General features: G+C 61.8%; 15 protein-coding genes and 1 riboswitch. Of the genes, 6 read left to right on the top strand and 9 right to left on the bottom strand.

Annotation, left to right across the window (positions count from 1 at the left end):
- Window positions 1-129: 129 nt before the first annotated feature.
- The 8 genes from I6E39_RS00535 to cdd all read right to left on the bottom strand — a co-directional run bounded on the left by I6E39_RS00535 (window position 130) and on the right by cdd (window position 6,299).
- Window positions 130-807 (bottom strand): response regulator transcription factor, encoded by a 678-nt coding sequence (locus I6E39_RS00535; RefSeq protein WP_235379353.1) that lies wholly within the window; start codon window positions 805-807, stop codon window positions 130-132.
- Between the two features lie 126 nt (window positions 808-933).
- Window positions 934-1,575: a phosphate signaling complex protein PhoU gene (gene phoU / locus I6E39_RS00530; protein WP_235379352.1), complete on the bottom strand. Its 642-nt coding sequence runs from the start codon at window positions 1,573-1,575 to the stop codon at window positions 934-936.
- A 1-nt stretch (window position 1,576) separates the two neighbouring features.
- Complete coding sequence (pstB, locus tag I6E39_RS00525) at window positions 1,577-2,335, bottom strand: phosphate ABC transporter ATP-binding protein PstB (protein WP_235379351.1); 759 nt, start codon at window positions 2,333-2,335, stop codon at window positions 1,577-1,579.
- 291 nt (window positions 2,336-2,626) lie between these two features.
- Window positions 2,627-3,475, bottom strand: coding sequence for a phosphate ABC transporter permease PstA (gene pstA, locus I6E39_RS00520; protein WP_235379350.1), 849 nt, complete (start codon window positions 3,473-3,475; stop codon window positions 2,627-2,629).
- A 3-nt stretch (window positions 3,476-3,478) separates the two neighbouring features.
- Window positions 3,479-4,330, bottom strand: coding sequence for a phosphate ABC transporter permease subunit PstC (gene pstC, locus I6E39_RS00515; protein WP_235379507.1), 852 nt, complete (start codon window positions 4,328-4,330; stop codon window positions 3,479-3,481).
- A 180-nt stretch (window positions 4,331-4,510) separates the two neighbouring features.
- Window positions 4,511-5,398 carry a phosphate ABC transporter substrate-binding protein gene (locus I6E39_RS00510; protein ID WP_235379349.1) on the bottom strand — a complete coding sequence of 296 codons (888 nt, stop codon included), beginning with the start codon at window positions 5,396-5,398 and terminating at the stop codon, window positions 4,511-4,513.
- Window positions 5,399-5,612: 214 nt separating this feature from the next.
- Complete coding sequence (locus I6E39_RS00505; protein WP_235379506.1) at window positions 5,613-5,822, bottom strand: DUF378 domain-containing protein; 210 nt, start codon at window positions 5,820-5,822, stop codon at window positions 5,613-5,615.
- A gap of 81 nt (window positions 5,823-5,903) precedes the next feature.
- Window positions 5,904-6,299, bottom strand: a complete 396-nt coding sequence (gene cdd, locus I6E39_RS00500) for a cytidine deaminase (RefSeq protein ID WP_235379348.1) — start codon at window positions 6,297-6,299, stop codon at window positions 5,904-5,906.
- A 178-nt stretch (window positions 6,300-6,477) separates the two neighbouring features.
- Window positions 6,478-6,582, top strand: a riboswitch (TPP riboswitch).
- Window positions 6,583-6,664: 82 nt separating this feature from the next.
- Here cdd and thiM point away from each other — a divergent pair.
- The 5 genes from thiM (at window position 6,665) to I6E39_RS00475 (ending at window position 10,718) form a co-directional block, all read left to right on the top strand.
- Window positions 6,665-7,486 carry a hydroxyethylthiazole kinase gene (gene thiM / locus I6E39_RS00495; protein WP_235379347.1) on the top strand — a complete coding sequence of 274 codons (822 nt, stop codon included), beginning with the start codon at window positions 6,665-6,667 and terminating at the stop codon, window positions 7,484-7,486.
- The gene (thiE, locus tag I6E39_RS00490) at window positions 7,473-8,114 is read left to right on the top strand and encodes a thiamine phosphate synthase (protein WP_235379346.1); all 642 of its coding nucleotides are present in this window, start codon (window positions 7,473-7,475) and stop codon (window positions 8,112-8,114) included. Before thiM ends, thiE begins: the two co-directional genes overlap by 14 nt.
- A gap of 536 nt (window positions 8,115-8,650) precedes the next feature.
- A complete protein-coding gene (thiD, locus tag I6E39_RS00485) occupies window positions 8,651-9,448 on the top strand; it encodes a bifunctional hydroxymethylpyrimidine kinase/phosphomethylpyrimidine kinase (protein ID WP_235379345.1) in 798 nt (265 codons plus the stop codon).
- Window positions 9,445-10,053, top strand: a complete 609-nt coding sequence (locus tag I6E39_RS00480) for an energy-coupled thiamine transporter ThiT (protein ID WP_235379344.1) — start codon at window positions 9,445-9,447, stop codon at window positions 10,051-10,053. The genes thiD and I6E39_RS00480 overlap by 4 nt, the downstream gene beginning before the upstream one ends.
- Window positions 10,050-10,718 carry a TenA family protein gene (locus tag I6E39_RS00475; protein ID WP_235379343.1) on the top strand — a complete coding sequence of 223 codons (669 nt, stop codon included), beginning with the start codon at window positions 10,050-10,052 and terminating at the stop codon, window positions 10,716-10,718. The genes I6E39_RS00480 and I6E39_RS00475 overlap by 4 nt, the downstream gene beginning before the upstream one ends.
- A 54-nt stretch (window positions 10,719-10,772) precedes the next feature.
- Here the strand turns inward: I6E39_RS00475 and I6E39_RS00470 are convergent, their stop codons facing one another.
- The gene (locus I6E39_RS00470) at window positions 10,773-10,958 is read right to left on the bottom strand and encodes a hypothetical protein (protein WP_235379342.1); all 186 of its coding nucleotides are present in this window, start codon (window positions 10,956-10,958) and stop codon (window positions 10,773-10,775) included.
- Window positions 10,959-11,221: 263 nt separating this feature from the next.
- On the opposite strand from I6E39_RS00470, the gene I6E39_RS00465 reads away from it, so the two are divergent.
- On the top strand, window positions 11,222-12,499 hold the full coding sequence (locus tag I6E39_RS00465) for a dihydroorotase (protein WP_235379341.1): 1,278 nt from the start codon (window positions 11,222-11,224) through the stop codon (window positions 12,497-12,499).
- The last annotated feature ends 38 nt before the right edge of the window (window positions 12,500-12,537 follow it).

Below are 12,537 nucleotides of genomic sequence, written 5' to 3'. Positions count from 1 at the left end.
CCTTGGGGCCGCCCTATGGGCGGGGCGTCCAGAGGCCGCCCCCTACGAAGCCATATTGTAAACCGTGCGTAGGGGGCGGCGTCCCCGACGCCCCATAATACATCCATAAACTAAAATTTATCCTTTGGCTCACTCCCCGGCAATCTTATAGCCGATGCCCCGCACGGTCTCGATACAGTTGCCCGAGTTCCCCAGTTTCTGCCGCAGGGTGCGGATATGCACGTCCACGGTACGGCTGGCGCCGTCAAACTCATAGCCCCAAATGGTGTTGAGCAACTGGTCCCGGGTAAACACCGCGCCCCGCCGCTCCAGCAGCAGGCACAGCAGCTGGAATTCCTTCAGCGTCAGAGCGACCTCCCGGTCCCCGTCCCGGACGATATGGCGTTCCGGGTCCACCAGGAGCGAACCCACCCGGTAGACGCTTCCGCCCTCTTCTCCGCTCTGGCCGGCATGGCGCAGGGCGGTGCGGATCCTGGCCATCAGCTCCATCATGCCGAAGGGCTTGGCGATATAGTCGTCCGCACCCTGGTCCAGTCCCAGCACCTTGTCATACTCGGTGCTTTTGGCGGTGAGCATGAGGACGGGCAGCTTGCGCATGGCGGGATCGGCCCGAAGCCGCTTCAGCACCTGCAGGCCATCCTCCTCGGGCAGCATGATATCCAGCAGGACCAGGTCGGGCTTTTTTCCTTCCAGGGCGCTCCAAAACTGGGAGGGCCGCTCAAATCCCTCCGCCTCCATCCCCTGGCTGTTCAGGGTATAAACTACCAGCTTTCGGATGCTGGCGTCGTCCTCCAGAATATAAATCATCTCGTTCTCACAAACTCCATTCCGCTCCGTCCGTGTCATGCCGGACGTCCGCTTCACTTCGCAGCCGTTGAAAGCTCTGCTGTTTTACCCATGCCGCGTGCCCCTGCAGGTGTTCCGCCGGGTCTTTTAATCCTCTTCGTACTGCCCGGTCAGGGCGTACTCCACCCACTGGGCGATGTTGCAGGCGTGGTCTCCGATGCGCTCGAAATACTTGGCGATCATCAGCATATCCAGACACACCGAGCCGTCCTCTCCCGCGGCGATGAGGCCGGTCAGTTCCCCGCGTATCTGGAGGAACAGCCGGTCTACCCGGTCGTCCCGGGCGATGACACGGTGGGCCAGGGTCAGGTCTCCCCGGACAAAGGAGTCCACGCTGTCGGTGACCATGCCGATGGCCTCCCGTGCCATCTCCTCCATCGGGGTACGGCTCTCCAGATGGTTGGGGGCAATATCCCGGGCGATCTCCGCAATATCCAGCGCCTGATCCCCGATGCGCTCCATGTCGGAGATCATCCGCATGGCGGCGGACACGGTCCTCAGGTCCCCGGCCACCGGCTGCTGGCGCAGCAGCAGCTTCATGCACTGGCCCTCGATGTCCCGCTCTTTGTTGTCGATCTCCTGCTCCAGCCGGCCAGTCCGTTTGCCCAGCTCCCGGTCGCCCTCCAGATAGGCCTTGGTGGCGGCGGAGATTGCCTCCTCGCACAAGGCCCCCATTTTGATCAGCTCCACATTCAACTGCTCCAGCTGTTCCTGAAAGGTGTTTCTCATATCAGCCAAACCTCCCCGTGATGTAATCCTCGGTCCGCTTGTCCCTGGGCATGGAGAAGATCTGCTCGGTGTCGCCGAACTCCACCAGCTCCCCCAGCAGGAAAAAAGCCGTATGGTCCGAGATACGGGCGGCCTGCTGCATATTATGGGTCACCATGATAATAGTGTAATCCTTTTTCAGTTCCGAGGCAAGGTCTTCTATTTTGGACGTGGAAATGGGGTCCAGTGCAGAGGTGGCCTCGTCCATCAGCAGCACATCTGGTTTCACCGCCAAGGCCCGGGCGATGCACAGCCGCTGCTGCTGGCCGCCGGACAGGCCCAGGGCCGACTTTTTCAGCCGGTCCTTCACCTCGTCCCAGATAGCCGCGCCCCGGAGCGATTCCTCCACGATCTCATCCAGCTTCACCTTGCTGCGGATACCGTGGGTCCGGGGGCCGTAGGCCACGTTATCATAGATGGACATCGGGAAGGGATTGGGCTTCTGGAACACCATGCCGATATTCTTCCGCAGGCTGGTCACGTCCCGGCCGGGGGTGTAGATCTCCTGCCCACGGTAGGTAAAGGAGCCGGTGATCCTCACTCCGGGGATCAGGTCGTTCATCCGGTTAATGGTACGCAGAAAGGTGGATTTTCCGCAGCCCGAGGGGCCGATGAGCGCAGTGATCTTCCGCTCCGGAAGATCGATCATAATATCTTTCAATGCATGGTTCTCTCCATAGTACAGGTTCAGTCCCCGGGCGGAGAGGATAGCTTCTTCCATATCGTCAAACTCCTTTTAATTGGTTTGTCGGATAAATTTTAGTTTATCGTTTCATGTAGGGTGAGGGCTTGGTAGGGCGGGGGCTTATCCCTCCCCCTTTTGGCCTTCGGCCATTTCCCCCCGACGGGGGGAATCGTCCCCCGCCGTCCGACGGCTGCCATTTTGGCGGCGGCCCCAAGGGGCCGCCCTACGGGCGGGGCGTCCAGAGGCCGCCCCCTACGAAGCCATATTGTAAACCGTGCGTAGGGGGCGGCGTCCCCGACGCCCCATAATACATCCATAAACTAAAATTTACTTCTGCCTCAGCTTTCCGCCCGCCAGTTTGGCGGCCAGGTTGATAAGCAGGGTAAGGATCATCAGAATGGCGGCGATGGCAAAGGCCACGTCGGTCTCCCCCCGCTCGTTGGCGTAGAGGTACAGGGCCAGAGTCAGGGTTGCAGAGGAATTGGTGAGAGCCTCTTTGAAGCTGTACAGCACCGTGCCGAAGCCGGCGGTAAACAGCAGGGCGGCGGACTCCCCCACGATGCGCCCGATGGCCAGGATACAGCCGGTGACGATGCCGTCCACGGCATTGGGCAGCACCACGGTGCGGATCATGTGCCACTTTCCCGCGCCCAGGCCCAAAGCCCCTTCCCGGTAGCTCTGAGGCACGGTCTTCAGGGACTCCTGGGTGGTGCGGATGATGGTGGGCAGGATCATGACCACCAGGGTCAGACCGCCGGCCAGCACCCCCGCCTTCAGCCCCAGGGTATAGATAAAGATCATCATGCCCACCAGGCCGAAAATGATGGAGGGGATGCCGGTGAGGGTCTCGGCGGCAAACTCGATGAGCCCGGCCAGTCTGCGGTTGGAGGCGTATTCCGTCAGATAGATGGCCGCTCCCACACCCAGGGGCAGGACGATGACCATGGACACCAGGATAATGTAAATCGTGCTTGCAATGTGGGGCAGGATGCCGATGGTCCCCCGGATCATACTGCTCTGGGTGGACACCAGTTCCCAGGTGACCCGGGGCAGGCCCCGGACAAAGATGTAGCCGATCAGGAAGACCAGCAGGGCGCACACCAGGGCTCCGCACAGGTATAGCAGGGCCCGCAGGCCCCGGTCGTAGAGACGGCGTCTCAGAGAAAGCTGTTCCATCTCTTAGCCCTCCTTCTTGCGCTTGATGAACAAATTAAGGATCACGTTGATGAGCATGATAAACAGGAACAGGACCAGGCCCACGGAGTACAGGGCCTGCTGCCACAAAGAGCCCACCGAGGCGTAGGACATCTCGGAGGCGATGGCGGTGGTCAGAAACCGCACCGGGGTGAACAAACTGTCGGGCATGTTGGGCACGTTGCCTGACACCATGATAATGGCCATAGCCTCTCCGATGGCCCGGCCCACGCCCAGGACGATGGCGGTGGCCACGCCGGAGCGGGCGGCGGGGAGGGTCACCCGGAAGATGGTCTCGATGTGGGTGGCCCCCAGGGCCAGACTCGCCTCCTCATATTCTTTTGGGACGGCCCGGAGGGAGGTCTCTGCCACGTTGATGATAGAGGGCAGGATCATGATGGCCAGCACCACGATGGCCGCCAGCAGGCAGGCGCCGGAGGACAGCTGGAACGCCCGCTGGATGGCGGGAACCAGCACGATCATGCCCACCAGTCCATAGACGATGGAGGGGATACCTGCCAGCAGCTCTACAGCCGTGCGGATAACCCGGGCCACCGCGTCCGGAGCCACCTTGGCCAGAAACAGGGCGGTGAGGACACCCACCGGAACGCCCACCAGCACCGCGCCGGCGGTACCCGCCACCGAAGTGAGAATAAAGGGCAGGATGCCAAACTTATCCTGCCTTCCGGCCCACTCCGTCCCAAAGAGAAAGTCGGTGACGCCGATCTCCAGAATGGCAGGCAGCCCGGAGACAATAAGATAGAGGCAGATAAAGAGTACACAGGCCACCGACACGAAGCCACACAGCAGAAACAGGGTCTGGAATCCAAACTCCATGGCCTCCCGGCTTCGGCGCAGACGGTTTCCCGTATCTTCTCCGGCGGAGGAGACGGGGGTGGGCCGCTCCATGATCTTCTCACTTGCCACTGAAAACACTCCTTTCTTCTCCGTCCCCCATTGGTAGGGGAACAGCCCCCGTCCCGGTGGGGGCGGGGGCTCTGCGTTGGTTCAGGCGGTTCAGGCCACGGGCACCGCGCCGGCGGAGCGGATCAGCTCAGAGGCGGCGGAGGAGGTGGCCCAATTGAAGTAGGCTTGGGCAGCCTCGCTCAGGGGCTCGCCCTCCTTGGTCACCAGAACGAAGGGGCGCTGGATGGCGTAGGTCCCGTCCAGGACAGTGTCCTCGGTGCAGGCCACGCCGCCCACAGTGATGGCCTTGATGCCGTCCTTGCCCTCAACGGCGGAGAGGGAGGCGTAGCCGATGGCCTGGGGATTGTTCTTGACCGCCTCGATCACAGCGCCGGTGGAGGTCAGTTCCTGGGCCAGGACACACTTGTCCTTGGTTCCGGTGATGGACTCGAAACCGTCCCGGGTACCGGAACCGCCCTCACGTCCGATGCAGGCGATCTCGCTGTCGGCGCCGCCCACCTCGGACCAGTTGGTGATCTCGCCGGTAAAGATCTGTGCGATCTGCTCCACGGTCAGGTCGGCCACGGCGGAATCCGCGTTGACAATGACGGCGATGCCGTCCAGCGCCAAGACTGTCTCCTTCAGGCCGGCGGCTTTTTCCTCGTCCTTCAGACCGCGGGAGGACAGGCCGATATCAGCAGTGCCGTTCTTGGCGGCCTCGATGCCGGTGCCGGAGCCGGTGGGATCATAGGAAACCTTGACGTCGGGGTTGTCGATGCCAAACTGCTCGTTCAGGGTCAGGATGACCTTCTCCATGGACGTGGAACCGTTGGTGGACACGGCGCCGCTCAGCTTGGTATCGGCGGGGGCAGTAGTGGACTGGCTGGCGCCGGCGTTGCCGCCGTTGTCAGAGGGGGCAGCGGTGTTACCGCCGCCGCAGCCGGCCAGAAGGGACAGGGCCATGGCAAGGGTCAGGCCCAGGCAAGTCAGTTTTTTCATGTTACGTACTCCTTTTTGCATGTTCCGCATTTGTTTTTATGTTTTGGTTTACGGTACCCAGTATAAAAAGCCTTTGTAAAATGCAAAACAACCGCCGTGTTAACTCTTTGTAAAATGCCATGTAAAATTCAAATTGGGCAGGGAAAAGCCCGGCATGTCTCCATGCCGGGCCCATTTTCGCTCTATTTGATTGCTGCGGTCTCACTGTCCGGGTTCAGCTCCGTTCCTCCACCGGGTCCTTGTCCCGGAAGAGCAGGGAGACGCACCATATCGCGGACAGCCCCACCAGGGTATAGACCACCCGGCTGATCATACTGCCGGACCCGCCGCAGGCAAAGGCCACCAGATCGAACTGGAACAGGCCTACGCTGCCCCAGTTCAGCCCGCCGATGATCAGCAGGGTCAGGGCGATTCTGTCCATCACCACGTCAGATTACCTCCTTGGATTGGCTTTACAGGGATAGCTTATCCAAGGCCGCATTTTTTATACAAAAAATTTTTGCTCTTACACCAGCGACTTCGGTCCGAAGCCATGGGGCAGCAGCCGGGACAGCGGGACCGTCTGGAAGGAGCCGTCCCCCCGGGCCGCCAGCACCCGGAGCTCCGGGGCAAACTCATAGAGCATCTGGCGGCAGGCGCCGCAGGGCCAGCAGTAGTCCTCTCCCTGCCCCGCGATGGCGATGGCTGTCCAGTCGTCCCGGTGCCCTTCGCTGATGGCTTTGAGCAGGGCGGTGCGCTCGGCGCAGATGGTGGAGCCGAAGGCCGCGTTCTCCACGTTACAGCCGGTGAATACCGTCCCGTCGGCGCACAGCAGGGCCGCACCCACCGGAAATTTGGAGTAGGGCACATAAGAAAATTCGTGCATGGCAAAGGCACGCTGTACCAGTTCCTGGTCGGTCATGGGTCATTCTCCCTTCATCACTTGCTCCGCTGTCTGGAACACGGACCGCCGCATTTTCGTTCTCACGTCCGGCCAGACTCTGTTTTTTCTTGCTGTTAGCATACCTCATTCGAGAAAATCTTGCAATCTCCTTGGGGCGGGATTATAATATGGTGCAAACCGTCAGATCCGGGATGTGACGGCAAAACAAGGGAGCTCGCAAACGGGCTGAGAGGAAGCTGGGCGCTTCGACCTGTGACCTGATTTGGGTAATGCCAACGTAGGGAGATAGTTTTTTCGGTCCGATTTACCGCGGGAACGTCTTTCTTACACACAAGACGTCCCGCGTTTTTTACGATTTACCCCGGCAAAGGAGGAATTTCACCGTGTTTGGCCTCTGTCTGGAGAACGTCCGCAAGGCCGCTCCCCTCATCCACAGCATCACCAACTACGTCACCGTCAACGACGTGGCCAATATCCTGCTGGCCTGCGGGGCCAGCCCCATCATGTCCGACGACATTCAGGAGGTGGAGGACGTCACCGCCCTCTGCGCCGGGCTGAACCTCAACATCGGGACCCTGAACCAGCGCACCCTGCCCGCCATGCTGGCCGCGGGGAAGCGTGCGGCCGCCCTGGGACGCCCAATGGTACTGGACCCGGTGGGTACGGGGGCCAGCCTCACCCGGACCCGGTCGGCCCAGACCCTGATCCATGAACTTCCCTTCACCGTCATCCGGGGCAACATCTCCGAGATCAAGGCTCTCTCTCAGCTGTCTATCCGCTCCCGGGGGGTGGACGCCGACGAGGCGGACGCGGTGACGGAAGATCGGCTGGAGGACGGGGTGTCCTTTGCCAAAGCCGCCGCCTCACGGCTGGGATCCATCGTGGCCATCACCGGGGCCATTGACCTGGTATCCGACGGCAGGCGGTGCTATGTCATCCGCAACGGCCGGCCGGAGATGGGCCGGGTTACCGGCGCCGGCTGCCAGCTTTCCGGCCTCACCGCCGCCTACCTGGCCGCCAATCGGGGCAGCGAGCTGGAGGCTGCCGCCGCCGCCGTGGCCTCCATGGGGCTGGCAGGGGAGATCGGCTGGAGCCATCTGGCCCTCTACGAGGGCAACGCCACCTACCGCAATCGCATCATCGACGCCATCTATCACATGGACGGCCAGACGCTGGAGAAGGGAGCCAAATATGAACTGTGCTAAACAAGACCTGCTGCTGTACGCCGTCACCGACCGGACCTGGCTGGGGGGGCACACCCTGGCTTGGCAGGTGGAGCAGTCCCTGAAAGGGGGCGCCACCATGGTCCAGATTCGGGAAAAGCACCTGGACCGGGAGGCCTTCCGGGCAGAGGCGCTGGAACTGAAGGAGCTGTGCCGCCGGTACCGGGTCCCCCTCATCGTCAACGATGACGTGGAGCTGGCGCTGGAGATCGGCGCCGACGGTGTCCATGTGGGCCAGGAGGACCTGGAGGCCGGCCGCGCCCGGGCCCTGCTGGGGCCGGACAAGATCCTGGGCGTATCCGCCCACAGTGTGGAGGAGGCCCTCCGGGCCCAGGAGGCCGGAGCCGACTACCTGGGAGCGGGGGCGGTGTTCCCCACGGGCACCAAGGACAATGTGGGCGCTCTGCCCTACGAGCGGCTGAAGGACATCTGCGCCGCTGTGGACATCCCCGTGGTGGCCATTGGAGGCATCGGTACGCAGAACATTTCCAGATTGGCAGGCAGCGGGATCTGCGGGGTGGCGGTGGTATCCGCCCTCTACGCCCAGCCTGACATTCAGGCGGCCGCCCGGACTCTGCGGGCACTGGCAGAGGAGATGGTGTCCCCATGAGGCCGGAAGGCGCGATCTTCGATCTGGACGGCACCCTCACCGATTCCATGTACATGTGGAACGAGGCGCCATGCGCGCTGGTTTTTGGGTGGCCGGGGTGTATGATCCCTCGGCGGAAGCGGACCGGGAGGAGTTGAAACAGCTCTGCGACTGGTATTTGCCCCGACTGGATACCAAACGTTTTTGGATGAATTAGGAAAATAAAGTTTAGTTTATCGTTTCATGTAGGACGAGGGCTTGATAGGGCGGGGGCTTATCCCTCCCCCTTTTGGCCTTCGGCCATTTCCCTCCGACGGGGGGAATCGTCCCCCGCCGTCCGACGGCTGCCATTTTGGCGGCGGCCCCAAGGGGACGCCCCCTACGAAGCCATATTGTAAACCGTGCGTAGGGAGCGGCGTCCCCGACGCCCCATAATACATCCATAAACTAAAATTTACCGTTACACCTTCATACCCCCGCCGCGGCGGATTGGGGGCACCACCTTTCGCCGCGTTATAAAACTTCAATGCGTTTCAAAGAAAGAAAGGAGAATTCACATGAAAACAGCATTGACGATCGCTGGAAGCGACTCCAGCGGAGGCGCCGGGATTCAGGCCGACATCAAGACCATGAGCGCCAACGGCGTATACGCCATGAGCGCCGTCACGGCCCTGACGGCCCAGAACACCACCGGCGTCTACGGAATTTTAGAGGCCACCCCGGACTTTCTGGCCAATCAGCTGGACTGTATCTTCACCGACATCTATCCCGACGCGGTGAAGACGGGCATGGTCTCCTCCACCGCCCTGATCCAGGTCATTGCGGACAAGCTGATCCAATATCAGGCCAAAAACATCGTGGTAGACCCGGTCATGGTGGCCACCAGCGGCTCCCGGCTCATCTCTGAGGAGGCGGTGGATGCTTTGAAGGAGCGGCTGCTCCCCCTGGCCACCGTGCTGACTCCCAACATCCCCGAGGCAGAGGTGCTGTCCGGACTGACCATCTCCGACGCCGCCGGCATGGAGGCGGCCGCCCGGTCCATCAGCCAGCGGTACGGCTGCGCCGTTCTGTGCAAGGGCGGCCACCAGATCAACGACGCCGATGACCTGCTGTGGCGGGACGGAACCGCCAAGTGGTTCCGGGGCCGCCGGATCCACAACCCCAACACCCACGGCACCGGCTGCACCCTGTCCTCCGCCATCGCCTCCAACCTGGCCAAGGGCTATGACCTGGACGCCGCCGTGGAGCGGGCCAAGGCCTACATCTCCGGGGCCCTGGGGGCCATGCTGGACCTGGGCAAAGGCAGCGGCCCCATGGACCATCTCTTTGATCTGAAGGGAGAATTCGTCCTATGATCTCTCCCATCATTACCGCCGTCTTTACCATGGGCTATCTACTCATTACCATGTGGCTGTGCCGGGGGCTGCGGCTGAACGCCAAGGCCCTGGCCTTGGGCGGCGTGACCTGCGCCATCACTCTGGTGCTGGCCTCCATTTACATCCCCCTCCCCACTGGGGCCGCCATCACCGCCGGCTCCTGGATCCCCCTGATGCTGCTGGCCCTGACCTATGACCGCCGCCTGGCTTTCGTAACCGGCTGGGTAACGGGCGTGCTGGCCCTGTTCCTCCTCCCCTTGTGGGCTCCTGTCCACTGGGCCCAGATCTTTGTGGAGCATTTGGTGGCCTTCTCTTGCCTGGGCTACGCCGGTATCTTCGGCAAAGACAAGAAGTGGCAGGTCCTCGCCGGCGTCCTGCTGGCCATTCTGCTCCGGTTCATCGGCCAGGTGCTGTCCGGCGTCATCTTCTTCTCCGACAACGCCTGGGACGGCTGGGGGGCCTGGGGGTACAGCATCACCTATCACCTGTCCTCCAAAATTCCCGAGGGCATTGTCACCACGCTGATCATCCTGGCTCTCCCCCTGAACACCATTCAAAAGGCGATTGGAGGGAAAAACCCATGACCTTTCTGGAGGAATGTATCCAGGACAGCATGCCCATCTGGGAGGCCTGTCTGGAAACGGAATTTTTAAAGGGGATCGCCGACGGTTCCCTGCCCGAGGACTGCTTCAAGGGCTACATCGTGGACGACAGCCTGTATCTGCGGGAGTACTCCAAGGTCTTTGCCTGGGGCATGATCAACTCCCACGACATGGAGGAGATCCGCAACTATTACTCCCTGCTCTCCTTCGTCAACGAGAGCGAGGACGCCACCCGCCGTTACTACCTGAAGCGCTACCACATCACCGACCGGGAGATCCAGCCTCTGCCCCTGCGGCCGGAGAACCGGGCCTATGTGGACACGATGCTCACCGCCGCCCGGGAGGGGCAGGGAGCCGCCGAGTGCATGATGGCCTGTCTGCCCTGTATGCTCAGCTACGGCTGGATCTTCGGGGAGCTGATCCGCCGCTCCCCCGGCGTGGAAAACACCCCCTACTGGCCCTTTGTCAGCGACTACGCCGGCAACCGCTACGACGCCATCTGCAGGGCCTGGGCCGCCTTTACCGAAGAGGCTTGCCGGGACCTGTCCCCAGAGCGCCGCCGGAAATGCCGGGAGATCTTTCGGAGCTGCTCGGAGCACGAGTATCATTTCTGGGAGATGAGCGCCAGACCAAGAGACGACATCTGAGCGCTTCGCGCCTTTCCATTCAAAAAACGGGCCGCCCGCGGGCGGCCCGTTTTGTTACAGGTCTATGGCGTCGGCCAGATTCTCCACGGCCTCGTTGACCCGTTTGGCGGCCATGTGGGCCGCCCGCTTGATCTGCCGGTGAGACGGCGCCATGGTCATACCCAGGGCCGTCCCCGCCGCCATGCCCGCGGCCATGCCCATAACAAATTTTCCGCAGCCCCCGCAGGTGTTCCCGTTCATGCTCGTCACTCCTTCCGGCGAAAGCGCGGCTTATCCGCTCTTTCGCGCGCTATTATTCTTTCCGGAAATCCGGAAAAATCCGTTGCTAAATCCTGTCTGTTCCGCTATAATTTATCATGCCATAGGTATGGGCAGTTTTCAGGTGCTTCGGAACGGAGCGGTGCGGAAACCTGCCGCGTACCAGTACATTTTTTGCTGATTTTTCAGCTGACACCTTTACATTCACGGCTTTATGCCCAAAATATCCGGAGGAATTTGACAGCATGAAACTTCTCATCAAAAACGGACGTGTGGTCCACCCGGTCACCAACGCGGTCCTGATCCAGGACCTGTTGGCGGAGGACGGAAAAATATCTCTGCTGGAGCGTGGCCTGGAGGTAGAGGCCGACCAGGTCATTGACGCCGCCGGACTGGTGGTGTGCCCCGGTCTGGTGGATATGCATGTCCACTTGCGCGACCCCGGTCTGACCTATAAGGAGGATATTATCACCGGCTCCGCCGCCGCCGCCCGGGGCGGTGTCACCTCCATGGCCTGCATGGCCAACACGGACCCCACCGTGGACTGTCCGGAACAGGTAGCCTATGTGCTGGAAAAGGCCAAGCAGGGCTCCGGCGTCCAGGTCTACCCCATCGCCGCTTTGTCCAAGGGGCTGCGCGGGGAAGAGCCCACCGACGCCGACGCGCTGAAAAAGGCGGGGGCCATCGCCCTGTCCGACGACGGCAACAACGTGGACAACGCCAACCTGATGCGAGACGTGCTGATCCGGGCACGCCGGCTGGACCTGCCCGTTCTGTGCCACTGTGAGGACACATCCATGGTGGCCGGCCGGGCGGTGAACGAGGGCAGCGTGTCCCGCCAGCTGTGGCTGGAGGGCCGGCCCGCCATCGCCGAGGAGATCATGGTCATGCGGGACGCCATGCTGGCCGAGGAGACCGGCGCCCACGTCCACATCTGCCACGTCTCCACCGCCCGCAGCGTGGAGATCATCCGAAAAATGAAAAAGAAGGGCGTCCCCATTACCTGCGAGACCTGCCCCCAGTACTTCACCCTCACCGAGGACGAGGTGCTGACCCAGGGCTCCATGGCCCGGGTCAATCCCCCCCTGCGCACCGCCCAGGACGTCAAGGGCATCATCGCCGGGCTGAAGGACGGCACCATCGACGTCATCGCCACCGACCACGCCCCCCACTCCGCCGAGGAGAAGGCCCGTCCCCTTACCCGGGCCCCCAGCGGCATGATCGGACTGGAGACCTCCCTGGCCATTACCCTCACCGAGCTGTACCACACCAAAAAGATGGAGCTGCCCGCCATCATCCGCCGGATGACCACCAACCCCTCCGACATCCTCCACCTGCCCAAGGGCCGCATGTCCCTGGGTGTGGACGCGGACCTGACCATCTTCGACCCCGACGAGGAGTGGGTCATCGACCCGGAGCAGTTCGCCTCCAAGGCCCGGAACACCCCCTTCGCCGGGCGAACCGTCAAGGGCAAGGTAAAATACACCATTGTCAAGGGTGAAATCATTTATCAGGACGCGTAAAAGTTCCCTGAGCCGGTTCTACTCAAATTAGAAAGGAT

The sequence above is a fragment of the Pseudoflavonifractor phocaeensis genome (genome assembly GCF_021531375.1).
Taxonomy (GTDB): Bacteria; Bacillota; Clostridia; order Oscillospirales; family Oscillospiraceae; genus Lawsonibacter; species Lawsonibacter phocaeensis_B.
The sequence above is the reverse complement of the archived record's forward strand: the minus strand, read 5'-3'. Positions and strand labels throughout refer to the sequence as shown.

Bases quoted from the DNA above. Each gene is read 5' to 3' on its own strand.
- I6E39_RS00535 (WP_235379353.1), bottom strand. From the start codon at position 807: ATGATTTATATTCTGGAGGACGACGCCAGCATCCGAAAGCTGGTAGTT.
- phoU (WP_235379352.1), bottom strand. From the start codon at position 1,575: ATGAGAAACACCTTTCAGGAACAGCTGGAGCAGTTGAATGTGGAGCTG.
- pstB (WP_235379351.1), bottom strand. From the start codon at position 2,335: ATGGAAGAAGCTATCCTCTCCGCCCGGGGACTGAACCTGTACTATGGA.
- pstA (WP_235379350.1), bottom strand. From the start codon at position 3,475: ATGGAACAGCTTTCTCTGAGACGCCGTCTCTACGACCGGGGCCTGCGG.
- pstC (WP_235379507.1), bottom strand. From the start codon at position 4,330: ATGGAGTTTGGATTCCAGACCCTGTTTCTGCTGTGTGGCTTCGTGTCG.
- I6E39_RS00510 (WP_235379349.1), bottom strand. From the start codon at position 5,398: ATGAAAAAACTGACTTGCCTGGGCCTGACCCTTGCCATGGCCCTGTCC.
- cdd (WP_235379348.1), bottom strand. From the start codon at position 6,299: ATGACCGACCAGGAACTGGTACAGCGTGCCTTTGCCATGCACGAATTT.
- thiE (WP_235379346.1), top strand. From the start codon at position 7,473: ATGAACTGTGCTAAACAAGACCTGCTGCTGTACGCCGTCACCGACCGG.
- thiD (WP_235379345.1), top strand. From the start codon at position 8,651: ATGAAAACAGCATTGACGATCGCTGGAAGCGACTCCAGCGGAGGCGCC.
- I6E39_RS00480 (WP_235379344.1), top strand. From the start codon at position 9,445: ATGATCTCTCCCATCATTACCGCCGTCTTTACCATGGGCTATCTACTC.
- I6E39_RS00475 (WP_235379343.1), top strand. From the start codon at position 10,050: ATGACCTTTCTGGAGGAATGTATCCAGGACAGCATGCCCATCTGGGAG.
- I6E39_RS00470 (WP_235379342.1), bottom strand. From the start codon at position 10,958: ATGAACGGGAACACCTGCGGGGGCTGCGGAAAATTTGTTATGGGCATG.
- I6E39_RS00465 (WP_235379341.1), top strand. From the start codon at position 11,222: ATGAAACTTCTCATCAAAAACGGACGTGTGGTCCACCCGGTCACCAAC.